Source organism: Gluconobacter cerinus (assembly GCF_025961355.1).
Taxonomy (GTDB): Bacteria; Pseudomonadota; Alphaproteobacteria; order Acetobacterales; family Acetobacteraceae; genus Gluconobacter; species Gluconobacter cerinus.
Genome location: NZ_JAOQNM010000001.1, coordinates 864,208 through 889,776, shown reverse-complemented (window position 1 = coordinate 889,776; position 25,569 = coordinate 864,208). Strand labels below are relative to the sequence as shown.

At 55.3% G+C, this 25,569-nt stretch carries 24 protein-coding genes; 11 read left to right on the top strand and 13 right to left on the bottom strand.

The genetic code is table 11. The features are described from left to right. Nucleotides 1-17 precede the first annotated feature (17 nt). Genes M2305_RS04130 through M2305_RS04110 form a run of 5 tightly spaced genes read left to right on the top strand, consistent with a single transcriptional unit; the run spans nt 18 to nt 3,035 of the window. Complete coding sequence (locus M2305_RS04130) at nt 18-434, top strand: chemotaxis protein CheW (protein ID WP_264648643.1); 417 nt, start codon at nt 18-20, stop codon at nt 432-434. Next, a complete protein-coding gene (locus M2305_RS04125; protein WP_264648642.1) occupies nt 427-1,254 on the top strand; it encodes a CheR family methyltransferase in 828 nt (275 codons plus the stop codon). The genes M2305_RS04130 and M2305_RS04125 overlap by 8 nt, the downstream gene beginning before the upstream one ends. Beyond that, nucleotides 1,254-2,315, top strand: a complete 1,062-nt coding sequence (locus M2305_RS04120; protein ID WP_264648641.1) for a protein-glutamate methylesterase/protein-glutamine glutaminase — start codon at nt 1,254-1,256, stop codon at nt 2,313-2,315. Before M2305_RS04125 ends, M2305_RS04120 begins: the two co-directional genes overlap by 1 nt. Beyond that, complete coding sequence (locus tag M2305_RS04115; RefSeq protein WP_046900048.1) at nt 2,312-2,707, top strand: response regulator; 396 nt, start codon at nt 2,312-2,314, stop codon at nt 2,705-2,707. Before M2305_RS04120 ends, M2305_RS04115 begins: the two co-directional genes overlap by 4 nt. Before the next feature lie 4 nt (nt 2,708-2,711). After that, nucleotides 2,712-3,035 carry a hypothetical protein gene (locus M2305_RS04110; RefSeq protein WP_264648640.1) on the top strand — a complete coding sequence of 108 codons (324 nt, stop codon included), beginning with the start codon at nt 2,712-2,714 and terminating at the stop codon, nt 3,033-3,035. Nucleotides 3,036-3,042: 7 nt separating this feature from the next. On the opposite strand, the gene M2305_RS04105 is transcribed toward M2305_RS04110, so the two are convergent. From M2305_RS04105 to M2305_RS04095, 3 genes are read right to left on the bottom strand one after another with little or no spacing between them, the layout of a single operon-like run. After that, nucleotides 3,043-3,423: a hypothetical protein gene (locus tag M2305_RS04105; RefSeq protein WP_046900046.1), complete on the bottom strand. Its 381-nt coding sequence runs from the start codon at nt 3,421-3,423 to the stop codon at nt 3,043-3,045. 33 nt (nt 3,424-3,456) lie between these two features. Further along, nucleotides 3,457-4,353, bottom strand: coding sequence for a 4-(cytidine 5'-diphospho)-2-C-methyl-D-erythritol kinase (locus M2305_RS04100; RefSeq protein WP_264648639.1), 897 nt, complete (start codon nt 4,351-4,353; stop codon nt 3,457-3,459). After that, nucleotides 4,350-6,113: a tetratricopeptide repeat protein gene (locus M2305_RS04095; RefSeq protein ID WP_264648638.1), complete on the bottom strand. Its 1,764-nt coding sequence runs from the start codon at nt 6,111-6,113 to the stop codon at nt 4,350-4,352. Before M2305_RS04095 ends, M2305_RS04100 begins: the two co-directional genes overlap by 4 nt. Nucleotides 6,114-6,167: 54 nt before the next feature. Between M2305_RS04095 and M2305_RS04090 the strand changes: the two genes are divergently transcribed. Both M2305_RS04090 and M2305_RS04085 read left to right on the top strand, forming a co-directional pair. Then, nucleotides 6,168-6,974 (top strand): uracil-DNA glycosylase, encoded by an 807-nt coding sequence (locus tag M2305_RS04090; RefSeq protein WP_264648637.1) that lies wholly within the window; start codon nt 6,168-6,170, stop codon nt 6,972-6,974. 210 nt (nt 6,975-7,184) lie between these two features. After that, nucleotides 7,185-9,110, top strand: a complete 1,926-nt coding sequence (locus tag M2305_RS04085; RefSeq protein ID WP_408871487.1) for a transglycosylase SLT domain-containing protein — start codon at nt 7,185-7,187, stop codon at nt 9,108-9,110. A gap of 89 nt (nt 9,111-9,199) precedes the next feature. Here the strand turns inward: M2305_RS04085 and M2305_RS04080 are convergent, their stop codons facing one another. From M2305_RS04080 to M2305_RS04070, 3 genes are all read right to left on the bottom strand, one after another. Beyond that, entirely contained in the window at nt 9,200-10,567 is a 1,368-nt protein-coding gene (locus M2305_RS04080; RefSeq protein WP_264648635.1) for an MFS transporter, read from the bottom strand. 5 nt (nt 10,568-10,572) lie between these two features. Then, complete coding sequence (locus M2305_RS04075) at nt 10,573-10,785, bottom strand: hypothetical protein (protein ID WP_086634025.1); 213 nt, start codon at nt 10,783-10,785, stop codon at nt 10,573-10,575. A 249-nt stretch (nt 10,786-11,034) separates the two neighbouring features. Further along, on the bottom strand, nt 11,035-11,613 hold the full coding sequence (locus M2305_RS04070) for a YqaA family protein (protein WP_046900041.1): 579 nt from the start codon (nt 11,611-11,613) through the stop codon (nt 11,035-11,037). A 125-nt stretch (nt 11,614-11,738) separates the two neighbouring features. On the opposite strand from M2305_RS04070, the gene M2305_RS04065 reads away from it, so the two are divergent. Next, the gene (locus M2305_RS04065) at nt 11,739-12,269 is read left to right on the top strand and encodes a cytochrome b (protein ID WP_264648634.1); all 531 of its coding nucleotides are present in this window, start codon (nt 11,739-11,741) and stop codon (nt 12,267-12,269) included. Between the two features lie 49 nt (nt 12,270-12,318). Here the strand turns inward: M2305_RS04065 and M2305_RS04060 are convergent, their stop codons facing one another. From M2305_RS04060 to ccmA, 4 genes are all read right to left on the bottom strand, one after another. Further along, the gene (locus M2305_RS04060; protein WP_264648633.1) at nt 12,319-15,624 is read right to left on the bottom strand and encodes a S41 family peptidase; all 3,306 of its coding nucleotides are present in this window, start codon (nt 15,622-15,624) and stop codon (nt 12,319-12,321) included. 151 nt (nt 15,625-15,775) lie between these two features. After that, nucleotides 15,776-17,830 carry a Hint domain-containing protein gene (locus M2305_RS04055; protein WP_264648632.1) on the bottom strand — a complete coding sequence of 685 codons (2,055 nt, stop codon included), beginning with the start codon at nt 17,828-17,830 and terminating at the stop codon, nt 15,776-15,778. A gap of 181 nt (nt 17,831-18,011) precedes the next feature. Continuing rightward, the gene (ccmB, locus tag M2305_RS04050) at nt 18,012-18,677 is read right to left on the bottom strand and encodes a heme exporter protein CcmB (RefSeq protein ID WP_086634019.1); all 666 of its coding nucleotides are present in this window, start codon (nt 18,675-18,677) and stop codon (nt 18,012-18,014) included. Then, entirely contained in the window at nt 18,674-19,303 is a 630-nt protein-coding gene (ccmA, locus tag M2305_RS04045) for a heme ABC exporter ATP-binding protein CcmA (protein ID WP_264648631.1), read from the bottom strand. Before ccmA ends, ccmB begins: the two co-directional genes overlap by 4 nt. A gap of 164 nt (nt 19,304-19,467) precedes the next feature. Here ccmA and M2305_RS04040 point away from each other — a divergent pair, with 164 nt between their 5' ends. Continuing rightward, nucleotides 19,468-20,259, top strand: a complete 792-nt coding sequence (locus tag M2305_RS04040) for an amino acid ABC transporter ATP-binding protein (protein WP_244974517.1) — start codon at nt 19,468-19,470, stop codon at nt 20,257-20,259. Next, nucleotides 20,259-21,836 carry an ABC transporter substrate-binding protein/permease gene (locus M2305_RS04035; protein ID WP_264648630.1) on the top strand — a complete coding sequence of 526 codons (1,578 nt, stop codon included), beginning with the start codon at nt 20,259-20,261 and terminating at the stop codon, nt 21,834-21,836. The genes M2305_RS04040 and M2305_RS04035 overlap by 1 nt, the downstream gene beginning before the upstream one ends. A gap of 75 nt (nt 21,837-21,911) precedes the next feature. Here M2305_RS04035 and M2305_RS04030 read toward each other — a convergent pair whose 3' ends face one another. The 3 genes from M2305_RS04030 to M2305_RS04020 are packed head-to-tail and all read right to left on the bottom strand — an operon-like array spanning nt 21,912 to nt 24,733. Further along, entirely contained in the window at nt 21,912-22,847 is a 936-nt protein-coding gene (locus M2305_RS04030) for a hypothetical protein (RefSeq protein WP_264648629.1), read from the bottom strand. A 3-nt stretch (nt 22,848-22,850) separates the two neighbouring features. After that, a complete protein-coding gene (locus M2305_RS04025; RefSeq protein WP_211496058.1) occupies nt 22,851-24,101 on the bottom strand; it encodes an AAA family ATPase in 1,251 nt (416 codons plus the stop codon). Nucleotides 24,102-24,133: 32 nt separating this feature from the next. Continuing rightward, on the bottom strand, nt 24,134-24,733 hold the full coding sequence (locus M2305_RS04020; RefSeq protein WP_264648628.1) for a hypothetical protein: 600 nt from the start codon (nt 24,731-24,733) through the stop codon (nt 24,134-24,136). A gap of 203 nt (nt 24,734-24,936) precedes the next feature. Between M2305_RS04020 and rimP the strand changes: the two genes are divergently transcribed. Continuing rightward, on the top strand, nt 24,937-25,554 hold the full coding sequence (rimP, locus tag M2305_RS04015; protein ID WP_046900031.1) for a ribosome maturation factor RimP: 618 nt from the start codon (nt 24,937-24,939) through the stop codon (nt 25,552-25,554). Nucleotides 25,555-25,569 lie beyond the last annotated feature (15 nt).

Here is a 25,569-nt window from a genome sequence, read left to right as displayed (position 1 = left end):
GAATTGGAATTTAACAGATGTCAAAAAGTCTGGTTTTTTTATCCAATAATCAAGAATACTCTATAGATATATATTATGTGAAAGAAATAAGAAATTGGATAAAATCAACCATTATTCCAAAATCTCCAGAGTTCGTGGAAGGTATTATAAATATTCGTGGGTCAGTTATACCGCTGATAAATTTTGGTAAAAAAATTAATAGTTATAATGAAAATATTTTAAAAAAAGCTATTATAATTTTGGAGGGGGATAATAAAATAATTGCCTTTTCTGTCGATGATGTTTTGGAAATACTATCTTACCATAAGGAGGATTTGCGACGAATAAATTTTAATGAAAATTGCTCTATTTTAGAGGGGATTATTTCTTTTGATGAGAGGAATATATTTAAAATAAATGAGTCGTTTTTTATAAAAGAATGCATAAATGATTAATAATCAGAAACTTCTAAGTAAAAAAGATTTATTAACTATCGCAAAAATTGTAAAAAAAATATCTGGAATTCATCTTGATCAAAGTAAAAAATATACTATTCAATCAGCAATTTCTCGGAGAATTAGGGAGGTTAATGCTAAAAATATAAACGATTATTTTAAATTAATGGAATCTATGGAAGATGAATATGAAAAAGACAAGATAATATCGGCTTTAACAACAAATGTTACGTCATTTTTTAGAGAAAAACATCACTTTGATTATTTGCATAAATTATTATGCTGTGATTTCCATGCGGAAATAATGAGAGAAGAAGGAATTCGTATTTGGTCTTCCGCCTGTTCAAGTGGAGAAGAAGCCTATTCTGCTGCAATGACAGCAGCTGAAGCAGTAAATTATTCGCATATAAAAAAAATAAAAATTCTAGGTACTGATATTGATCCGGAGATGATAAGGCGAGCTCAAGATGGCATCTATTTCAAAAATAATATTCCAAAAAATTTCTCAGAAAAATTTAATAAATTTTGTGATTTTTCTGGGGAAGAATTCTATTTTTCAAGAAATATTAAGGATTTAGTTTTATTTAAAAAACTAAATATTATTGGTGAGTGGCCCTTTCACGCGAAATTTCATGCAATTTTTTGTAGGAATGTCACAATTTATTTTGATAAAAAAACGACTGATCTTTTGTGGAGAAGGCTGTCTAGTCGTCTTCACATCAAGGGTGAAATTTATATTGGTCACTCTGAGAGAATAACTAATTTTGAAGAATTGGGTCTCCGCCCTATTGGAATAAACGCTTACAAAAAAGTTGTGTGATGCAAGTGCACCATAAAATTTTCGACCCTTATTTACGGCATTCACCTGTATCAGTCTTGATTGTAGATGATTCGCTTACAAGTCGGGCGCTCATAACGCTTTCATTGAAGCGAGACAAACGTATTCAGGTAGTTGGAACTGCAACTACACCTCTTGAGGCGAGGGATATGATTATCCGACTGAAGCCAGATGTTTTGACACTTGATGTTGAAATGCCGGGGATGAATGGGCTGCAGTTTCTTGAAAAGATCATGCGTTTACGCCCGATGCCGGTTGTTATGGTTTCCAGCCTCTTATCTCCACATGGGGAAATTACAGAACGGGCTCGGCAGATGGGCGCTGTAAGCTGCTTTTCTAAAATGCCTACTTTGCAAGGCGAGGACGCGTTTGCGGGGCTTGGAGAAGCTGTGGTTCAAGCTTCTTTATCGCGAACGGCGACCCACTCAGTGAAAAAAGACGTAAGCGATGCCATCGTGGCAATCGGTGCATCTACAGGTGGTGTAGAGGCTCTTTCCGAGGTTTTGCAAAGCTTTCCTGTTGATTGCCCACCCACTGTAATTGTGCAGCACATGCCGAGGCAGTTTTCTGAGAATTTTTCTCGGCGTTTAAACTCAATTTCCCGCCCTCAGGTTAACCTTGTGACCGATTTTTGTCGCCTTGAACGGGGGCAAATTTTGATTGCGCCTGGAGGCGAGGCGCACACGGAAATTGCTTATGATGAAAACACTGCGTCTTACATCTGCCATTTGGTGCCGCGGCCGACAGTGAATGGCCATAGACCTTCGGTGGATGCGCTTTTTCTCTCTGTCGCTAGATCAGCTGGCTCCCGAGCTGTTGGCGTTATTTTGACCGGGATGGAAGCTGATGGTGCGCGAGGGCTACTGGCCATGCGAGAGGCCGGGGCCAAGACAATCGGGCAGGATCAACAGACTTCAGTCATCTATGGCATGCCCAGAGCCGCATTTGAGTGTGGCGCTGTAGAGACGCAACTCCCCTTACCTGAAATAGGCGCTGCTATTCTTCGGCTGGCCGATCCCCACAAAATGGAAACTTATCAATGATTTCTGCTTCCTCCATGTCTGTTCTGCTTGTGGATGACCAGACATCCATTCGTTCTCTGTTAAGGAACAGTCTTGTTCAGTTAGGCTTTGTGAAAGTTTCTGGCGTCCGTAACGGGCTGGAAGCTCTTGAACATCTGAATGCAAATCCGACGCACCTGATCATATCAGATTTCAATATGCCAGATATGGATGGTCTGGAGCTGTTAAAGGCTGTGCGCGCGTCGTCTACGATCGGAAAAACGGGTTTCATTATGTTGACGGGGCAGGCCAATAAGGAGCTGGTACAGCAGGCTATTTCAGCCGGAGTAAACAATTTTCTGGCTAAGCCTTTTACCACAAGCTCGCTAAAATCACGGATCGAGGCAGTATTCGGTCCCATCTGTGGAGCGTAACTCTGTGGATCAGATCAAACTCGCTGTTTTGTTTCAAGGAATGGCACAGCAGTGGGCTCAGGCATCATCTTTCTGCAGAGATGTTGAGACCGTCATGCTGGATGGTTGCGGCCAAAACGCGGTTGGCTCTCTGCAGGGACTGGACGTCCTGATGCAGGAGCTTGAGCAAATGAGTGCGCTCTGCCTGCGTCTTTCGAGGCAGTCTGATGTACAGCGTGTGACAATTGCTAGTCACGAAATTGAACAAGTGACCCTGGAGCATCTTCGCGGGATGCTTAAAGGACAGCCTGTCGCTCCGTTCACTGCCGCGGATGTAGAACTATTCTAAGTGTCCCTCAGCTTGGCTGACTAGCGTCGCCAGGTTGGGAGTGAACCATTGTCCGATGCTTCTGGAGGCCGCGTAAAAGCTGCTCCGCATCTGAAGGCGTAAAAACAAAACCGACGGGCCCATATGCAGGGTGCTGAAAGGCCAGCAATGACCCCTCGGTCAGCGCATCAATCTGCAAAGCCCAATTTGTTTTATACACGGGAGCAAAGCGCGCTCCTTCAATCGGCGCTGGCGGGCGCTTTTCCAGTAGCGCGGTGCGTGCCATCCCCAAGCTGGTAATCAACTGGTTCAACTGGGCTTCGTCCAGAGAAATGTCACCGGTCAGGCCGCTTCCATCCAAAAAGGAGAGAATGATCTTTTGCCCGTCTTCTGAGCGGGTTACCTGCATGCGCGGGTTGCTAGTCATCTCGAGCGCCTCTTTTCAGGGGGTTCCAACGGGAGAATTCTGATGGAATGGACCACTCCATGTCCACCAACCCAAGCGTGTAGCCGTTTGGGTAAGAGCTTCTTCTGCTTCGCGGGCTTTTTGTGGGGTAGGGAAGAGGCCAAAGCAGGTAGCGCCTGATCCGCTCATACGCGACAGAAGGCAATCCGACTGACTTTGAATCGCAGTGAGAACGTCAGAAATAACCGGGGCATGAGTAATCGCGGGCGCCTGAAGATCATTCGCCGTTTGCAGTAATAGATCCACAAGGTCCCGCATTGATGCCCATTGGCTGGGGAGCACCGGTTTTGTACGCTGGACGATACCCCCCATTGCGGCAAAGCTGCGGAAGATATCGGGCGTTGACACACCAACGCCTGGATTAATCAGCAGAATTCCGCCGTTCGGCATGTCTGGTGCTGAGGTCAGAATTTCCCCAATCCCTTCCATGCGTGTCGCTTGCTGGCGAACGCAGACGGGAACGTCGGCACCAAGGGGCTCTGCAAGTGTGCAAAGATCGGACTCTGTTGCGTTCCAGACGCGTGAAAGGAGGCGCAGTGTACACGCGGCATCAGCGGAGCCGCCGCCAATACCTGATGCGACAGGTAGATCCTTTTTCAGTGTCAGCCGGTATGCGTCATGATAGCCGCTTTTTGCCTGAAGCGCACGGGCGGCCTTAAGAACGAGATTGCTGTCGTCGGCTTCAAGGCCTTTGCCAAATCGTCCTTCAATGGACAGAGAAAACCGATCGCACTTTTCTCCCACACTGATCGTGTCGGCTGCCCCGGCGAAGACTGCGAGACTGTCGAGCAGATGATACCCGTCAGGCCGCCGCCCAGTGACATGCAGATAGAGATTGATTTTGGCGTGGGCGGTATCTTGAAGACGGGTCATTTGTTCTGTTCGAATGATTTGAGATGTGGGCCGCCCTGCTGGAGGGCATTCAGAATGAGAGTGCGATCCTGAGGCTGCGGATTGTCATCCAGAGACTGGTTCCATTGATCCTGGGCCTCCGTGTGGCGACCGAGATACCAATAGGCAACGCCCAGATGATAGCCGATTTCGGCGTCACTCGAGGCATGCTCCGCAGCTTGAATAAGAATGGGTAGCGCAGTTTTCAGGTCACCTTTGGCCTTGAGAAGGGCCCAGGCGTAGCTGTCCTGAATAGATGGATCGTTAGGCTGGAGTTCCACCGCGCGCTTAAGCAACTGCAGGGCGTGGTCTTGGTCAATATCGTGTTCGATACTGGCATAACCGACGAAGTTAAGAACTTCTGGCTGGTCAGGGGCGAGTTCCAGCGCATGGTGCATATCTTCCTGCATCATGGCCCAGTCTCCGTTTTCCTGGGCAGCCATGGCGCGGCCGAGAAGTATCGGCCAGGCAATCTCCTTTCGAGGAGGAGAGGCCTTGAGAGCTTTCGTATAAAGATCGATCGCCTCGGCATGATGGCCCATCTGATCCTGAACTTCAGCCAGTTGAACCAGAAATTGCGGGTTACCCGGAAGCAGGGTCAGCGCGCGATGAAGCGCATCGGCCTGAAGTGGAAGATCGTGGGAGCGGCTGGCCAGATTGATTCGCTCTTGGGCAGCCAGCGCTGTCAGAGAGTCCGTGCTGGAAACCGAATTGAGTGTCTCGAGGCCCTTCGAGATCTGATTGCCATCACGGAAAGTATCGGCCAGGAAAATGCGTGCAACCGTCAGGGTAGGATCAAGATAGAGGGCCTGTTGCAATGCGATGATGGCCGGATCGTGAGGAATGCCTTCCTGCTGAATAACGTCCGTAATCATCAGGGCAAGTTGCAGGTTTAGAATTGCCGCACCTTGAGAGGGAGAAAGGGGAGGTCGTTTTTTCAGGTTATGCTGAAGTGGCCCAATGATCATGGAGGCAAGAGGGGAACTCACGCCCAGTGCAGCTACGGCATCAAGTGCCGCCTTATGCTGGCCCTGATTTTCAAGCCAGCCACCATAAATCTGGGCGTAAAGAATCTGGAGTGTCAGCGGATCATCGGGGCTGTTGCCAGTCTTCTGATAGAGAAGTTCCGCCTGATGTTGAGAAGGCAGTCGCTCCGCAATCAGCGCGGCATGGAATTGGTACAAGCGGCGTGTAGGGGCGAAGGTTGCAGCGGCGTTGAGGGTGGAGAGTGCCTGCTCGACATGGCCTTCGTCTGCCTGCGCCCATGCAAGAAGAACTGGCGTTGCAACAGAGACCAGAGGGCCTCGATGATTGTTGCGGCTCAGCGTCTGGCGCATTTCCGTCCAGGATTTCCGAGTAACCGCGTTCTGGGCAAGGACGAGGGTAGCAATATCGCTGGCGGGAAGCGTTTTGGCGAACGTCACAGCCTCATCTTCATGTCCGGTCATGGCAGCGTAGCGCAGAGCATCTTCGCGCAGCTTCAGATCGCGGGAAGATAACGTCAGGACATGTGAAAGCGCGTTATAGGCAGCGTCGATCTCACCGCGTTGCATCATGACACTCGACGCCAGCAGCCAGCCGGTCAGGGATTTCCCAGGATCAATAGCGGGCATTGTTTCCGGAGGAGGGGCCGCAAATGCTGAGGGTAGGAGGGTTCCCGCCAGCAGAAGTGCCGAGAGACCCGCGCGAAGCGAGTGCGAAAAAACCGGAATTGATCTGGGCCAGCCGCGCGTGATCTGCATAATGGGTCAATTCTAGACCGCATGCGGTCATACGCCAACCTGAACGGATTTTTCATGACACCCCAGCCTGTTCCGAGCCGGGCAGAACTGCTTGCCGCGCTACAGCTGCAATATGACTGGGGTGTGGACGAGGTTCTTTCAGAAGAGACAATTGACCGCCTCTCGGATGTGCCTCGGAGTCTGCCTGCGCGAGTGGACACCTTACACGCCCGACCGGCGTTACCCAGGGAAATGCCATCGCCTGCACCTGTCTCGCCGGGGCTGGAACAGGCACGTGATCTGCCTTCCCTGATTCGGGCGAGCGAAACGCTTGATGATCTGTTTCTGGCGCGGACGGCAACGCATCGGCTCAAGCCCGTTTTTGTCGATGCTGCTCGTTTCATGCTGATCGGAGAGGTGCCGGATGCGGATGAAGATCGCTCTGGAGAACTTTTTGCGGGGCGTGCCGGTGAGCTTCTGGATCGAATGCTGGCCACTGCAGGGCTGGAACGCTCCGTGCTCTCAATGGCACCAGCGGTTCCATGGCGGCCGCCGGGAGGGCGCGGTGTAACGGATCAGGAGATGCGGTCCTGTCGCCCGTTGCTATTGAAGACGATTGCCCTGTGTCGGCCACCGTTTCTGGTGACGATGGGAGTGACGCCCCTGCGGCTGCTTCTGGGGGATCAGGCCATGCTGAATCGGCTACGTGGCAAATGGACGGAAATTCGGATTCCCGAGCTGGATGCACCGGTTGCTCTGCTGCCTATGCGACACCCGTTACAACTCGCTGCCAGCCCTGCTGCACGCCGGAATGCGTGGCAGGATCTTCTGGTTCTGATGGAGCGATTGGGTGCGGAAAATACAGAACTAAATAAGTCCTGATTTAAGCCTGTAAAAAACTTCGCGAAAACGCAAAAAACTACTCGAAAACAGGTGTTTGCCACTGGATTGTTCCAGTGTGTGGCGATATCATCGCTTAGTCCGAGGCTCTGTTCTGGTTAACCAAAACTTGCCAGCGTGCCAGAAACCGGGTAGCACCCGGCGGCTATGCGAAGGATTACCCCTTTCATCTCAGGTGGCACGGCGCGAGCGTTGCTTGTGAGTGTGCTGATTCTGACCGGTGGAACTTTTTCCCCGGTGCGTGCTGACGGTGTGCAGACTCTGCCGCCTCAGCCAGACCATGCTGGCGATGAAACAGCGTTTGCAGAAGCCCGTCCCAGCCTCGGTGGGGACGGCATTGTATCGCTGCCACACCCTCTGACGGCCACTATGGCCAGTCGATATCGTCTGATCCTGCAGGCGCAGCGTCGTGGTGACCTGCAAGAAGCCATGGAGCAGACGCGTTTGCTTACGGATCGCGTCCTGCTGGGCGATGTTCTGGCAGATCGCTATCTTGCGCCTGGTGCTCATCCAGGGGCGGACCAGCTCCGTGACTGGTTGAAGAACTATTCAACCCAACCGGACGCACCTGCAATTCAGGGGCTTTTGGTAAGGACTGCTCCGGCAGGCTCCGTTCAGGTCCAGACTTTTGTGAGGTCTCTGGCGCCTGAAGATCGTCCTGAAACCGTTCACCTGCCCAATAGTTCCCCTGCGGACCCACTGGCGCATGCCTTCACGCGTAATCCCCTCCTGGATCGTACGATTCAGGAGCGGGTGATGCAGGGCGTGAAAGGCGCAGCCAGCGCACTGCACCTTGTGGATATTACGCCCGGCATGACCCCTGCCTATGCAGGGCAGCTTTACGGAGAAATTTCTCTGGGGCTGCTTTCACAGGGAGATGCTCAGAGCGCGCTGCGTCATGGTTGCGCCGGCTTTGAGCGAGGAGGTCATCAGGTTGGTCTTCCTGCTTATGTCGCTGGTCTGGCTGCCTGGCGTCAGGGACATCTTGATGCGGCATATGAGCTGTTTGAATCGGCGGCGAATGCTCCAGTTACATCGCCCGAGCTTCATGCAGCCGCAGCGTTTTGGGCTGCGCGTGCAGAAATTCGCCGTCACGCAATGGCGGCATATGTGTCCTGGCTCCATCGTGCCGCGAACCATCACGAAACATTTTATGGGATGCTCGCCGCTCAGACACTGGAGCTTGGACGTAAAGGCCATGCCCGCCTGCCAGACAGCGTAACGGAAATCACGCTCCATGATCCTGTTCCGGTTCTTGGGGAAATTGACGTTGAGGCCATCAGTGCGCTCCCACAGGGCCGACAGTTGTTTGCCCTGCTTCAGATTGGCGAGCGTGCACGCGCCGAGGCGCTGATGCGGCGGATGTGGACGGACGTAGCGCCTGATAGTGCGCGGTCCCGGTCCTTGCAGTTGGTTGCCCAGACTGCCGGATTTGAAGATCTGTCCGAACAGCTCGCGTCGCTCATCATGAATGGGGAAAACCGGCCACAAGCGGCTGGTGCGGATTTGCCGATGCCCCGTCTCAAGCCGAACCATGGCTTCCGGATGAACCCGGCTCTGGTTTATGCCCTCACGCGCGTCGAATCGAATTTCGATGCTGCCGCTACATCTGGGGCGGGTGCGCATGGGCTGATGCAGATCCGGCCGATCACGGCAAGCTTCATCACACTGCATCACCAGACATATGATGCCCATGGAATGGCTGTTATTCCCGTGCCGCCTGACATGGTAAATCGCCTCCACAACCCGTCATCCAATTTGGAAATCGGTCAGCTTTACGTGCTGTATCTGGCTTCCCAGTCGAGCCATACATCTTTGTCGGCGCGGCCTGAGGGCGGGGATCTTGTACGGGTTCTGGCGTCTTACAACGCAGGCCCTGGCGCTATTGCCCGCTGGGAAAGTGCGCAGACGGCAGATCTGCATGATCCGCTGTTCTTTATGGAAACGCTGCCCAACACGGAAACGCGTGACTATGTGCATCGCGCCCTGACGTATACGTGGCTTTATGCACATAAGATGGGGCTCTCTTCGCCATCTCTGAAAGCGCTGACGCATTCTGAGTGGCCATCATTTGGCGCGGAACAGGCTCTGGCTCATGAGCAGATGGCGCTGAACTAAGAATAAAAAAACCTCGCATCAGCATTTTGATGCGAGGTCTCTTCAGAAAATCGCCCGGCCTGAGTGCCGGGCTTTTTTGTTTCCGGGGCTTAGCTTTTCTGGGTCTGGATGCCCAGATCTTCCATTTCTTCATGAACCGCGGACGCTTTGGCGGAAGAGTAAACCTCCATGGCGGAAGCTCCCTTGGGCTGTTGCAGGCGGATGAAGCAGGTGATGACTGCGGCAAGCAGATACAGTGCTGCGTAGATGTAAACGACGCCCTGCGTGCCGTAGCCGGTAACAAACAGTGTTGCCAGTGCCGGGCCCAGGAAGTTGCTCAGGCCGCCGCCAAGGTTCTGCACGGAAACTGCAGCACCCTTGTGATCGGGTGCAATGGCGGGGAAAATTGCTCCCATGGGCACAAATGCGTTGAGCGTTAAAGCCAGGAACAAGGCACCGATAATTGCGGTGAACATGTTGCCGGGCATCAGGTGCGGGATGAAATAGAAGGTAAGGCTTGCCATTGCGCAGCCGACAAAGCCGAACCAGCGCATCTGACGCAGCCAGCCGATCCGGTCTCCAATGAGGCCCCAGACCACATTGGTCACCGGCTGAACCAGGAAGAACGCACCATAGATCCGCAGCCATTGCGGCATGGTGAAGCCAACTTCCGGAGACGTGTAGAACAGCGGCATGATGACCGGAAAGCCGAAGAGAGACAGATTGCAGATGACGCGCGTGATGAGTGCCAATGCAATATCGCGGTTCTCAACAATCAGCGTCAGACTGCGACTGATCTCGATCAGCTGTTCCTTGACTGACACCTTGGCTGCCAGTGGCTTGGCTTCAGAGGGATCTTCGCGGATGGTCAGGCAAGCCAGTGCGCCGCCAGCCAGAACCCAGGCCAAAGACATCCACAGGGTCGGCATGAATCCGAAAGCGGGGATGGTCCAGCTTGGTAGGAAAGACGCGATGATGCCGTAACCCAGCGTGAACATCGACCACACCCAGCCGATGGCAGAGGCCAGACGATGATCCGGGGTTTTCTGGACGATCCAGAAGAAGAACGCATAGAAAAACAGCGGGTACGCGAAGCCGCGCAGACCATAGAACAGCATCATCATCGGGAAGGAGTGTTGTCCGAGGCCGAGCCCGAGGAACGCGACGTGGCACAGCGCCCACCAGATGGTGCCGATCGCCATGATGCGGCGCGCGCCATAAACTTCGGCCAACACGCCAGACAGCCAGCTCGAAATGGCGGCTGTTGCACCGTAAATGGTGAAGAGCATTCCTGCCTGTTTGGGCGTAAAGCCGATCTGCGTGACGTATTTGGCAAGGAATGCAACTTCGATGCCGTCGCCCGTCATGTACAGGGCAACGGCGATATAACCCCACAGCAACATCACCGGCATGCCCCAGAGGATGCGGGATTTGGTGACGGCTGATCGATGGGGTGGAGAAAGCTCTGTGGCACTCATGAATGTCATGCCTTCCTGAAGGAAAGGGAGGATGGAGTGTCTTCACACGGCAACGATGACAGATCGGTGCCTTCCAGAGGGCCAAGCAGCGTGACGATTCCGGGGGAGGCCAGTCCAAGAAACTGTGCTTCGATACCACTGAACACACCTGCCGAGCGCGATGCCGGAGGCAGGATGTTAAAACGTTTAGCGCTAAAGATAGGCTGTTTTCTAAACATGGCGAGCTCCTTTGACAGCGGGAATATGCGTTCGGGTTGTCGTTCGGAGGCCGGCAGTTCCTTTCTCCTCATGTCATCCGCGCAGGACATTCTGACGTGAGGAGAACGGAGCAGGCAGGCCTGCTGGAAAGCCGTCACCGATAACCGTGTGAGTACGATCTCGCGGACGATAACATGATTCTGTTATATTCAAATAGTATTTATGTTATTTTTTATGCCATAAACGCATCATCTGATGTGACTATTCCTCTAAAAGAGCTCAACAAGCGCGACGCCCGCAACGATCACGACAAGAAGAATCAGCAGGATCACCGTCAGGCGCTTTTCGATGAACTCGCGCACAGGTTCGCCAAAGGCCTTGAGGAGTGCAGCTTCCAGGAAGAACCGTGCCCCGCGCGTTGTGATGCTGGCAGCGATGAACGGCAGCAGCGGGAAGTGTGCCGCGCCGGCTGCCAGTGTGACGAATTTGTAGGGGAGAGGTGTGAGCCCCTTGCCTAGAATGATCCATATGCCATATCGGCGGAACAGGTCTTCCAATGCCAGAATGCGCCCGTCTGCATGATAGAAATGGGCGATGGGCATACCGATATGCTTCATCAGGAAAGCGCCGAGCAGCCATCCGATCACGCCACCTATCACGCTGGAGACAGTGCAGACTGTTGCGAGAAACCAGGCCCTGTCCTGTCGCGTCAGGATCATGGGAACGAGCATCAGGTCAACGGGGATCGGGAAGACCGACGCTTCTGCCATGGCGATAATGATAAGCCACCATACGGCTTTGGGTGAGGCGGCAAGGTCGGTGATGCGACGATAGAGGGAATGGATCACGGTCTGGTCCTGTGGAGGAATATCCGGTCTTCCTATCCTTCTCTGTCACTGAATGAAAATTCATTGCTTCGGAAAACAGGGTAAAGGAAGCACAAAGCTCTTCCTTTTCTGAAAATGGATGCCCCGTGCCCCAACGTTACTCTCTTCTGGCCCGCCTGTTTCATTGGGGCATGGCGGCTATCATTATCCCGGTCTGGATGATTGGATTCTATGCGGGGCGCCTGCTACCGCGTGGGGCTTCTCCTTTGAAGGGGGAACTGCTCTCCATTCATAAGGAGATCGCATCGGCAGTTGTGATCCTGGTTGTTCTCAGAATGGCTTGGCGCGCAACGCATCGGCCGCCAGCGTTACCTGACACTATTCCGGAAGAGCAGCGCATTGCGGCGCGCGTGCTTCAGGGGTGTCTTTATCTTCTGATGCTGACCACGCCTCTCACGGGATGGCTGATGGCCTCTGCTCATGGGGCGCCAGTCCAGATGCTGTGGACGGTGCATCTGCCGGCGCTCATTCAGAAAAGTTCGTTATTCGCGCCGATCCTGGGTGTCATGCATCAGTTTTCTGCCTGGATTTTGGGGGTTCTGATTGCCGGGCATTGTGTGGCGGCGCTGATGCACCGTTTTTCCCGGCGGGATCAGGTCATGGATATGATGCTCTGAATAAAACAGGCCTCTGCAGATATCTGCAGAGGCCTTGGACTATTTTGCTTTATTGCGGTGAAGCAGGCTGCTGAACCGGGAAAGGCTCAGCCTTGAGCGCAGGGCGTGGATGATCCGCCATCTGCGTCTTCAGATACGAAACCGCCGCATCAAGCTGTTGATCCTGCCCCTTAAAGGTGGCGACCGGCATGTTCTCAATCTCGATATCCGGTGAGACACCCTTGTTCTCGACCAGCCAGTGGCCGTTCATGTCGAAATAGGGGTTTTCGGCTGTCCGGGCATTTCCGTTGTCAATCAGACGGTCACCGTCCGAAAGCCAGACACCGGCGCCTGCTGTGCGTTCCCCAAGGAGCGGCGCGATGTGGAGAGACTTGATGCCTTGAGAGAAGGTCTCACCGTCCGAGTAGGTCATTTCATCTGAAATCACGATAAGATGGCCCTGGAACGCCTGTTGCATGTCGATGGCCGGAGCGTTGCCATAGCGGCTCCAGAACATCCAGGAGCGGCGCATGAGCTGCGTCAGAACCCAGCTGTCAATGTTGCCGCCATTATTGCCGCGGACGTCAACAATGAGTCCATCCTTGTCGATATTGGCATAGAACTCGCGGGCGAACGCCTCCATGTCATCGCCGACCATGGCTTGCAGATGCAGATAACCAATGCGTCCATGGCTGGCGTGATCCACAAGATCAGCACGGCTGACTTCCCAGTCCCGTGCGCGCAAGGACTTCTGCTTGCGCCAGCTTACGGCTGTCACGACTGTTTTGTGTTCTTTGCCATTGCGCAGAAGAGTCAGAAGAACCTGTTTTCCAGCCTGATTGGCCAGAAGCGTAGAGAGGTCGGGCTCGTCGGCTGCGGATTGTCCGTTCACGGCAACAATCAGATCTCCGTCCTGCGCATCAACGCCCGGAGCAGCCAATGGAGACTGCTGATCCGGTAGATCGCGGTCTCCTCTATAGATATGTGTGATGCGGAAGCCTTTTGCTTCGCGGGTAATCTGTGCACCCAGTCCGGCAATCAGGTTCGCAGCCGGGTCTTCGAGGCTTTGTGCCGGCCGGAGCTGGGAGTGCATGGCGCCAATTTCAGCAACCATCTGGCCAAGCAGATCATCCAGATCCGCACGGTCTCCAAGTCGATCTACAAATGGCGCGAAGTGGGCTCGAACGGCTTTCCAGTCTACGCCATGCAGATCGCGGTCATAATAATGATCACGGTGAAGGCGCCAGGCATCGACAAATTCGTCTGACCATTCCTGAGCAGGGTCGATGCGCAGTCGTAGTCCGTCAAAGCTGACCGCTTTTCCTGCGACATCATCAGGCTTCTTGGCCCCGACCGGCAGCAGAAGAACTTCGGGTGCCTGCTTCGCGCGAGGGGCCACGGTCATGATCGTTTTGCCGTCTGCCGAGAGGCTGAAATCTTCAACCTTGGGCGAAAAGGTTTCGATCTTGTGCTCGTTATTGTCGATATGGATGGACTTCAGAGGGTTGGCGTCATCGTCCGTACCATCCACGGTGAACAAATAATCGCTGGCAGCTGCCAGCCCGTGATAATCCGCAGCAGGGACGGGAACCTGATAGAGACGATCTGCCAATCCGTTCCATTCAAACGCGGGAAGAGGCTTCTTCGAAGCGTCCTTCTTCTCATCTTTCTTGTCGCTCTTTTCCTTGCTGTCGTCATGATCCAGCTCGGTTGGGGCCTGGAAAGGAAAACGTTCTCCGGCCTGGAGTGCGAGGGCATAGATGCCCGTACGATGTGGAAACGCCGGTCCTAGATTGCGGTCTCCCCAGGGAGAGCCGTTAGCCAGCGAGAATGTACGATCAGACAGGAACCACAGCCATTTTCCATCTGGGGAGAAGGTCGGGCTATAGGATTCGTAACGGTCGCTCGTCACCCACTCCGTCCGTCCTGTTTCCGGAGAATACAGGGCAATCTGACGTCGCAGATTGGAGCCGCGTGTGCGTACGAAGGCGAGGGCCTTTCCGTCTGCGGCCCATGAAAGGGAATCGAAAACGTTCGTGCCGTCCTGAGTGGCATCATCAACGAGCTTCTCAGCTTTGCTCGAAAGGTTGAGCAACCACAGGCGCCCCAGCAAATCCGTATGCGCGGCGTATTTTCCGTCTGGTGAGATTTCGAGAGCAACAGGTTCGGTTGAGGCTGGCTGGCTGAGTGCTTCTCCCTTGCCGCTGCCATCTGCTGCAAAACGCCATAGTGCAGATTCGCCACCCGCATCACTGAACGCAATGACGGATTTGCCATCCGGCGTCACGCGGGCGAGGCGCAGGCGGACATTGTCTGGGGTGGACAGGACGATCAGACGCCGTGGGGAAGCTGCTGCCACGACCGTGTGGCCGCGCATCGTGAAGATAGCGGCATCGCCTTTGGGAGAAATGGTCTCCGACGTGGTGAAGCGGGTCGGTCGATCCAGCCAGTACGGTGCACGAGGTGCATTGTCCGAGACCAAATTGACGGGGATCTGGTGGCTCTCGCCTGAGGTCAGATCCAGCGAAAACAGGTCTGCCCCTTTGCGGAACACAACATGGTCGCCTGAGAGTGATGCTTCCAGAACGCTGTAATCCGTAAAATGGGTTAGCTGTCGGGCATCTGTCCCGTCGGTGGCAGTGCTCCAGAGGTTGTAACGCCCATTTTCGTCGGAAATAACGATCAGACGATCTCGCCACGGCATGGGACGGATCAGGTTCGCTGTGCGTGTGCCAATACGTTCGGCTTCAGTTCCGGACTGAAGATCAAACCGCCAGAGTTGCGAGAGTGCTCCTCCACGATAGGCCCGCATATGATCGCCTGTTACCGCGAGCCCAAACCGCACGGCATACAGCCATTTACCGTCCGGGCTAATGGAAGCGTCATTGACATTGGCAAGCGGATAGACGCGCTTTGCACCCGTTTTCGGATCCAGAGCTGCGACATTATAGCTGTAGTAAGGGCCAGTTGCGTCCGGCATGGAGTACAGGATGCCTGCATGAGCATCCCACCCTGCGATATGAAGTTTGGGCGCGTTTTCAAACGTCATGCGTCGGGGCGTGCCGCCGGAACTCGGCATGATGTAGAGCTCTGTCGGCCCATCAAAATTCGCCAGAAATGCGATTTCTTTGCCATCGGGCGAGAGGACAGGCTGCGGGTCAACGGCATTGGCGCCATGAGGCGCGCTGGTCAGGCGCTGGGCCGTGCCTCCCGTCAGGGGCACACTCCAGACTGACTGTTCCGCGCTGAAAAGAACGGTCTGCCCCGTGAGTGACGGCTCCCTGAAGTAACCGGGCTCAGCCTGGGCGGTTAGCCCGTAGGTGCACCCCAGAAGAGCCGCGCATGAGAGAAGGGAACGTCGGAGGGAAAACCGCATGATGTGAAGGACTTCTCATATGAAAATATCCTTCGATGATGCTGCGGTTTCATATCGCCGTCGAGACGGCAGGTGCGTTTTGAGGGTGGGAAAACAAAAAACGCCAGCCCTAGATGGGCTGGCGCTTCGTGTTTTGCCGTGAAAACCTGGATCAGGCGGTCAGAGCAATGGCCTTGTCTTCAGCTGCTACCAGATAGGAGCTGTTGGACAGGACCTGAACAGCCAGCATGGCAATGCTGTGCGAGGACCGGCTCGGAAGCGAGATTGCGGCATGACCTGTGGTCCAGCGCATGGTCGTTCCTTCAGGAACGCTCCAGCCAGACAGCTCTTCCTTGGCGAGATGTGCCGGAAGCACAGTGGTGCTGCCTGCCTCGTAGAGGGCAATCTGGCCAACGAGCACACCGAGTTCGCGGCGGTCATCAACAAATGGGCCAATCACATCGGACGGGCGGCTCGTGCGGGACATCAGACGCACAGAGCGAACCTTCTCCGGCAGCATGAACATGGCATAGCCGTTGGTCTCACGCGTTTGCCGGATGATGGTGCCGTCTTCCGTCATGAGATGCAGGTCAGCATCCTGCGTCAGGACTGCACTGTCAGCCTGAGACACCAGACCTGCCATGTCTGCCCGTGCTTCGATTGCGCGGAACAGGGGCTCGACTGTTGTCCGGTCCGTCGTGAGCGGGGCCGCTGCGTCTTCGCTCCAGCTTTTGACGCTGCCGCCGATGCTGAAAACATTTCCGTCCTGACGGAAATCGCCGCGATTGCCCGTGTCGAGGAAGCTCTCTGTCAACAGGCCGTTGGCCATAATGACCGAGTGATCTGCCGTCTCGATGTGGAAGTAATCGTAAGACGTGATGCTTGTGTCGTAGTGAATGGAGCGACCATTGATCAGCATCCGAGCCGGGACAAACTTTCCATCAAGGAACAGGCAGTGTTCTGCCGTCACCAGAAGGTCCGTGTGTGGCATGCCGGGGGCGATGGCGTCCTTCAGAATACGAACCGGGTAGCCTGCTTCGTCTGCAAACGGACCTGGACGTACCGTCATGTGACGACGTCCGGCCCATGTGACAGTGCGAACGTCTTCACGGCCGTCAACATACACAACCACGCTGTCGCCAAGGCGCAGGGTCTCGACAGCGACTTCACCGTCCTGCGTGCGGATCATTGAACCTGCGAGGAAGCAGATGACGCCGTTTCCATTGCTGGTGTTAACCGTGACCGGGTTGCTATCGGTTGGAGCGTTTTTGTAGCTGCTGTCGTAGGTAACGCTTTTGGGGCTGATTGTGCCGCTAGACGTGGTCAAAGTTACATTGTCGCTGGTCATGGTGGCAGACGTTACGGTCTGACCATTCACGCCGAGGCTGTCGCCTTCCTTCAGGTTGGCCAGAACCAGCTTGTTGGCTGCGTACTTGTCGCTCGGAAGGATCAGCGTGTTGTTGCCCGTTCCGAAAACGACCTTGGTGCCGTCAGTCGGGTAAGTCGTAATGGTGGCTTTGGCGCCATCATTCAACGTCAGGGTAGACTGGAGCGCAGAGCTGTCCGTGAAGGACGTACCTGCGCCATTGACCGTGATGGGGCCTGTAATGGTGGTGCTGTTGCTGGCCGTCTTGACGGTCGAACCGTTGGAAATATTGAGGTTGCCAGCAATTCCGCTGCCGCTGACGCTGCCCAGCGTAATGTTGGAATTATCAAAATTGAGCGTGCCGCCGGTCGCGATCGATGGCTTGAGGCCCGGATAGCCAGACCAGTCCTGCGAGACATTCGAGAATGTCGCAGTGCCGCCGTTATCAACCTGAAGGACGTTGTTAGCCGTCAGCGGGCGCTGGATGTTGGCCGTGCCACCTGAAGCGACTTCCAGATTGTTGACAGCCAGAGCGCTGGTGCCGGAGGCGATGTCGAGAGTGCCTGCAACCTTGATGTTGACGCCGGAAAGCGTTGATGTCGCGCTTGAGACGGTAACGGTCACACCTGATGGGATGGTGACCGTGCCTTGATTCGTCTGTGTATCAGGAACGTGTGTTGCTGGTGCGCCATCGTAGCTCCAGTTCGACACATCACTCCAGTTGCCGCCGGTTGTTGGGCCGACCCAGGTGTAGAGATCGCCGTTTGTCCAAGCGGGTGTAGATGTTGCCATGATGTGATGAAAATCCAGAATGCAGGGGTGCGCCGTATTGTTCGCAGAGTGAAGTGGAATTGCTCCCATCGCTTCTTCTGCAGACAAACGAAAGCTATTGATGGCGTAATTCGTTCAATTAAAGCTAACAGTCAATGTAAATGATGAAGATGAATAATTTGTAAAAAACCAACACCTCATTGCCCGGCTTATTCAAGCCGGGCAAGAAACGTTCAAATCGAAAAAAATTATGGATTTATCGAGAGATTTTTTAACCGACCGCAGATTTGAGGCCATAGCCTGCTGCGAGTGGGCAAAGTGGCAGCATTGCAAACAGGCATGCTCCCAGAAGGTCGAATCCGGCGCTTGATGATGCACCAAGCTGCCCGGCATAGGACGAAGCCGCACCGAAAATCAGTACCGGCGTTGCGAGAGGTAGAACAAGAAGTGGCAAAAGAACGCCACCACGACGCGCCCCCAACACGATTGAGGCTGCCATGCCACCCATCAGGGACAGGCACATCGTTCCAAGCATCAGCCCGAACAAGAGAAGCGGAAGTTCGCTCCCTTTTACGCCCAGCATGATGCCAAGCGGGATCGCTGCAACAAGAAGAGGCAGGCCGGTTGTCAGCCAGTGAGCAATCATTTTGGCGAAGGCAACGGCATATGCTGGAAGGCCCGTGAGCATGAGCAGATCCAGTGAGCCATCTTCCAGTTCAGAGCCGAAAAGTCTGTCCAGCGGCAGCAGCGATGCGAGCAGTGCACAGACCCAGATGATGCCCGGCCCCATATGGCGCAACAGGTCTGGTGAGGGACCAAGAGCCAGAGGGAAAAGGCTGCCACACAATATAAAGAAGAGCAGGGATGCGAGCGTATCCGCCCCAAACCGATAGGCAAGTCGCAGGTCGCGGTCGATCAGGGCAAAGAAAGCGGTCATGACAGCCAGAGCGGTTCAGCGTGAGCAAGGGAAGGGAGTTCGTGCGAGCGCGTGTTATCCAGAGGGAGCGGCACATGCGTCGTAACAATCATGGCACCCCCATTGTCACGATGTCTGGCCATGATCGCTCCAAGCCGTTCAATGCTCGCCACATCCAGACCGACGGTTGGTTCGTCCAGAAGCCAAAGGGGTGCTCCTGACAGCATGACGCGTGCGAAAGCTGCCCGGCGTTTCTGCCCCGAGGACAGGAGGCGTGCTGGAAGGTCAGTCAGGAATGCCAGATCAAGGGCTTCCAACACGTCTTCCATGCTTCCGCTACCCAGGCGATCGGCCAGCGCAAGATTTTGCGCCAGCGTCAGGCCAGGCTTGAGAGCATCCTGATGGCCCAGCCAGGCCAGTGCTCCATAGCGCTCAATCGTGCCACCATCAGGCTTGCGAAGGCCTGCGATTGTTCTGAGAAGAGTGGATTTTCCCGCACCATTCGGGCCGGTGAGTATCATCGCATCGCCATGAGCAAGCGAAAGGCTCACATCATCCAGAACCAGCCGGTCTCCACGGAAAATCGTAATATCCCTGACATCCAGAAGCACGGAAGGTGTTGTCGGGTCGGGCGGCTGGGTCGTCATGGGAAGCGTTCTGTCCGGTTCACGGTCTCATCAGCTTAGACCCTCTGAGCGCGGGAACTGCAAGGGGGCGTCTGAAAAGCTGCAATCTGGTGAATTCTCATTCCCGCATGCAGGAAAGGTCTCGATAGCCAGTGCGAGGTCCGTTAAGAGGGCTGAACGGTATAATGATCACACGTCTTGTTAAGGGATGTCTGGAACTGACTGATCTGGTGTTACAGGCGAGCGGGATCGCCAAGTCTTTTGATGGCAACGAAATTCTTCGTGGTCTGTCACTTGATGTTGAACGTGGCGAGCTGATCTCGATTATCGGACCGTCAGGGTGTGGCAAGTCCACGTTCCTGCGGTGCCTCAATTTTCTGGAGCATCCTGACGCCGGAACTGTCCGTATTGAAGATGTGACACTCGCCTGTACGGGCAAAAGCTGGACACGTGCCAATGAGGCACAGGCCCATCGTTTGCGGGCGCATGTTGGCATGGTCTTTCAGGCCTTCAATCTTTTCCCTCATAGAACCGTCATTGATAACGTCATGATGGCACCGATGCGCGTGAAGGGTGTCTCACGGGACGAGGCGCAGGCGACTGCCTGTACGCTGTTGGAAAAAGTGGGGCTGGCGGGTGTTAAAGACCGCTACCCGGACAGTCTTTCGGGCGGCCAGAAGCAGCGCGCGGCAATTGCCCGTGCGCTCGCCATGAAGCCATCTGTCATGTTGTACGACGAGCCGACATCCGCACTCGACCCGGAGCTTTCAGAAGAAGTTCTGTCGGTAATGCGGGATCTGGATGATGATGGGATGACGCAGCTTGTCGTAACGCATGACATGCGCTTTGCCCGTGCCGCCTCGGATCGCGTGCTGTATGTGGAGGCTGGTGAAATCGTTGAAAGCGGTGACCCGGACCTGATGTTCGCCAACCCGAAAGAGGGGCGCACACGGCGCTTCCTGCGGACGCTCCTGTGATGAACAAGTTTTTTGCGTGTCTACTGGCGCTGGCTTTCATGCTGGCACCCTCCGTTCATGCCGTAGCAGCTGACGAGACTGTCGCATCCGCGCCAGACGCTCTGGTCGTGCCGGGGGCTCGGGATAACACCGATTTGCCCTGGGCTTCGGATGGTGAGGCCAATGTGCCTTACGTGTTCCATGATCCCGAGCATGAGTCCCGGATGACCGGGTTCGAATACGATCTCGTCAATGCCATCGCTGAGAAAATGCATCGCAAGGCGCGTTTCATTCAGAATGACTGGGATGGCCTGATTCCCGGCCTGTCGCGTGACCTTTACAGCATGGTTGCAGACGGCATTGAAATGACGCCGGAGCACAAAGCGGCGGTCCTGTTTTCCCGTCCTTACTATGTGACAAGCGAGCGGATCATTCTTCGCAAGGAAGAAACGGGTCTCGACACGCTGGAGGCTCTCAAGGAACATAAGATCGGCACGATCAAGGACACTACAGCCGAGCGAATGCTGCGCCGGCAGGGCGGCTCTACGATCCGGTCTTATGAAGAAGAGACAAATGCCTTTTCAGATCTGCGGAACGGAAGACTGGACGCGATCCTGCTGGATGCGCCCATCGCCCTGTATTACGGCAGCATTTCCGATGACATGAAGCTGGTGGGCGAACCGATCGGCAGCATGGAATATGGCATCGCGTTTGCGCCTGGTAGCCGCGCGTTGCGTGATCAGGTGGACGCCGCCCTCGGCGATCTTATCAAGGACGGGACGCTTCACCAGATTCTGGCACGCTGGAACCTGTGGACTCCGTTGATGGAGAACTACACCGGGGACCATACCCATCCGGATATTGCTCCGGTGGAATGGGACCGGTATCGGGCGGCCATGGCCAGCACCACGGGTGGAAACTGGAAAGTTCTGGTCCACCGGTATGTCGGGTTCCTGCCTCTGATCGGCCAGGCAGCCTTGATGACGCTGGCTGTTTCAGCGCTCGCTATGGTGATTGCGGTCGCCCTGGGCCTGCTTCTTGCGTTGGCGCGGCATTATGGCGGGACGGTCCCTCGGCTTGTGGCGGGGCTATATGTTGAAATTGTCCGCGGTACACCGCTGCTGATTCAGGTTCTTTTCATTTTCTATGGGCTGCCAGCCTTTGGCATCCGGCTGTCTCCTTTCATGGCAGGCGTGTTGTCACTGGGTCTCAATTATGCGGCCTATGAAGCCGAGAATTACCGTGCGGGTTTGTTGTCTGTACCCCGTGGCCAGATGGAAGCCGCTATTGCCCTGAACATGACGCACTGGCAGGCGCTTCGTCTGGTCGTGGTCCCGCAGGCCTTCCGCACGGTTGTGCCGGTCATGACCAATGACTTTATTTCGCTGCTCAAAGACAGTTCGTTGGTGTCCGTCATTACCTTGACGGAACTCAGTCAGACCTATGTCCGTCTGTCGTCCACCTATTACGATTATTTCGGAACGGGGCTGATGGTCGGTGCGGCTTATCTTCTGCTTGGGCTACCGTTCGTGAGATTGGCCCGTATGGCAGAACGGCGCATGGGCCGCGGTATGGGCGGCAATATCGGTCACCACTGACTGGGAGGCATGAAAGACGCCTCGTTCAATGAATTAAAAAAGGCTGCCTTTCTGTTGGGAGGCAGCCTTTTTTTGTCAGGACGCTTTGGGCGCTGACGGATCACTCGTGATGGATGGTGTGAGGGTATTCGGGTCAAGCGTCCCGTCAAACCCCTGTCGCAGAACGTCCGCCCATTTCAGCATCCACCGATCCAGATCCGTGATGAAGCGCGAGGAGTCCGGATTGGAATGAACTGTGCCTTTGCCCCAGATGTTAATGGGCGCCAGGAGTTGGCGGGACCCGTGCTCAATCGGGGCAATGAGCGTTTCAACAGTCTCGACCTGAACGCCCTGCGTGCCCTGAAGGGCTGCGTGATACCACCCAACATTGATCATGAGGGGTGGAATGGGAAAGCCGAGTGTTGCCATGCGGTTGAAGGCAGCCGTGATGAACGGGTCCGGGCTGACTGTATTGTTCGCCAGAACTGCGTTCCCCATATAGGTGCACTCTTCCGATGCGCCCGGCTTTCCGCTGATACGTGATGCATAGTTGCGATCATCATGGCACGGCGTTTCCAGTCCGTCCGTCACTTCCTGCGGAAGGGTCTGCTGGCTGGCGCGGACAACAATCACCGCCGAGACAACACCACTATCCGTACGCGCCAGCACCTGCTGGGAAATTTCTCCGTGGGGGCCGCTACGGGCTGTCAGGATAGTGTGCCAGTCTCCGGTCGGGAGCGGAACAGTGCGCCCGGCAATCTTCAGGCTGTGCCGGAGGGTGATGCCAGGATCGGGAACCCCGACCTGATCTACGCCACCGTTTGGGGCATTGCCGCTGGCGGCGTTTTGAGGGCCGCTCGCGCCTGCTGCAGACGCTGGGCTTGCACCAGGAGCATGTCCTGGGAGCCAGGGCATGGCTTTCTTCAAAGCCGGGGTCGGGAAAAACGAGGCCATCCCGATCCCGCCGACCATCATGATAAGGCTTGTGCGCCAGAGAGGCGCGCGGCGCCAGAGTCGTCCAAATGCTGTCATGGATCAGTGACTCAGGCGGCCGAGTTGCGCTTCGGTATCCTTGGAAATTTCCGCGACAACGCCCTCATCTCCTGCCGTCAGGCGAACCGTCTTGGCGCCCTGCTGACGGGCGATAATCAGGCTTTCGCTCACCATATCTTCAATGGACCGCACCAGATCACGAGCGCTGGCGCCAGTGCCCAGATTCTTCTGCTTGACCATGACCTGGAAGAGCAGGGCCGGATCAATACCGCCCGTTTCAACGTGCAGGCCATAGCTTTCGATCATGGCTTCAATTTCCAGAGCGGCCACACGGGCCAGATCCAGACCGCGAAGGGCGCGGAATACGAAGATCCTGTCGAGGCGGTTCAAAACTTCAGGAGCGAAGCCTGCCCGCTTGAGGGCTTCCACCGACTCCGCACGCATTTTGTCAGGTTCATTTTCCAGGCGGTCCGCAATCTCTGTCAGTGCGTCCGTTGCGATGTTGGACGTCAGCATGAAGATGGCGCGGGTGGTGGAGACCTGCTCGCCTGTAGACGCTTCCGTAACGTGACCATCGTTCCATGCAGTGAGGAACTTCTTGAACACGTCCGGATGGGCTTTTTCAATTTCATCCAGCAGCACGACGGCATCTGGCTGATCCTTGAGACCGCCGGTCAGCTTGCCGAAAGTGTCTGAGCCGACATAGCCCTTCGGAGAGCCGAAGAGCTGTGTGGCTGCATGGGGGCTGGACATCTGCGTCATATCGAAATGGAGCAGAGGGCGTTCCATCTGGCGAGCGATCTGCTTGGCCAGATAGGTTTTGCCAGTTCCTGGAGGCCCTGCCAGCAGAAAAATGCCGACGGGCTTGCCGCGAACCTGAAGAGCAAGGCGGCGGCGGAGCTGCTGGGCAATGTCTTCGCAGACACGGTCCTGCCCGATGACGCGGGCCCGAAGAGATGCGGCAAGCTCCTCCGCATCAATGACGGTTTCGCGCTGTTCGCGGGCCATGAGTTCTTCAAGCGCACCACGATTGGTCAGCCGGCTGAGAACATCCATGATCAGACCTTTCCTCCGGCGCAGTCCACGACGCGCCAGTTTTTCTGCAGAAGTTTCGTATCCCAGACCCATGACGGTCAGGAGGGCGCCGATCCCCGCAAGGGGGAGATAGGCAGGGCGTGCCCAGTTCAGAGCTCTCCAGAAACCATCCAGAGACAGGTGTAGCATGACGGCCACCTGAATGACCGCCAGAATCAGGAAGGCCGCCATCATAACTGGCATGGCCCGGTTGAGCATGGGAACGAGGGACTTGAACACCGGGGTGGCCTTTACTGAACAATCACGCCAAGCACGATACGCTGACTCAGCGCAGTCAGGCTTGGCAGGGCTTCGGGGCCGAGGGCGGTCATGGCACCAATGGTAAGAGCGGGTGCGTGCGGCATTGTGACAGGAACAATCGTAACCTGTGCGGCTTCGGCAATCGGCAGAATGAGCCGCTGGAATTTTCCTGTCAAAACAACGCGCTGGGTCAATCCGGATACTGTGACATCAACAGTCTGTCCTGTCACGCCTGCCGCATCCAGAACCGGCATTTCCACAAGGCGCATATCGCCACGCTGCACAGCCGCTAAAATCTGGCTTCGCTGTTGGGCATTGAAGCTGGTGGCAGCAAGCGCTTTAGGGGCATTCTGTGCGGAGAGCATGGAAAGCTGAACAGCCGCCTGAAGCGCCGGTGCCGTGCCAACGGCAGCATTGTCTGGCGGAGGAGCGGGCACTGCCGCCTTGGGCGTTGTGGCATGAGTGTAGAAAAATGCCCCGGCCCCAATGGTGACCACGGCCAGAAGACTACCTCCCGCCCAGAGAGGTCGGCTCCGGGGAGCATCCTGCTGCGGAAGGAGATGCGGTTTAGGCTCGGGTTCGGCTGTCATCAGGGCCTCATCTCACCCTGACTATCCGTTCAAGGCAAGCATTCTCCGCACTGATAAATGTAAACAAATCTTTCGATATGCTTATGGGGCTGTATCCCTGTCGTTCTACTTGCATTGCGAGGATGGAGGGCCTAGATAGAGGTCATTCCATTCATCTTCCGCTTCTTTTCGGGGGGTGGCCCTGACGGGCCGCCTTTTTTGTCTTGTCTCAACAGAACACATCTTCCGGTCTCGAACTGCCTCATCTGACGGGCCTTGAAGCCCGCATTGCGGAGCGGATCGTGCCGACGCTGGCGGACCTGGGCTACGAGCTCGTCCGTCTTTCCGTTCTCGGGCGCGACACCCCGACCATTCAGATCATGGCGGACCGTGCAAACGGCTCCCTGATCTCCGTGGAGGACTGCGAGCAGATCAGTCACGCCGTCGGTGCCATCCTTGACGTGGATGACCCGATTCCAGGCGCATGGATGCTCGAAGTATCATCAGCTGGAATCGACCGCCCTTTGACCCGTGCAAAGGACTGGGAACGATTCGCCGGACATCTGGCCAAGGCTGAGCTTGATGTTCCGCTCAATGGCCGTCGTCGTTTCTCTGGAACGGTGATGGGCACGCGGGATGGCAAGGGCGTGATTCGTCTGGACGACGGGACTGAAGCGGAGCTGCCATTGGCGGAAGTTCGCAAGGCCCGTCTGATCCTGACGGATGCCCTGATTGAGGCAAGTGCTGCCCTTTCGGGTATCACACCTGAAGCGGAGAGTGACGGCGAGACGCCTCGCGTTCCGAAACTGAATCCGAAGAAGCCGGGGAAGAAGAAACAATGACCCGTCTCATGCTGG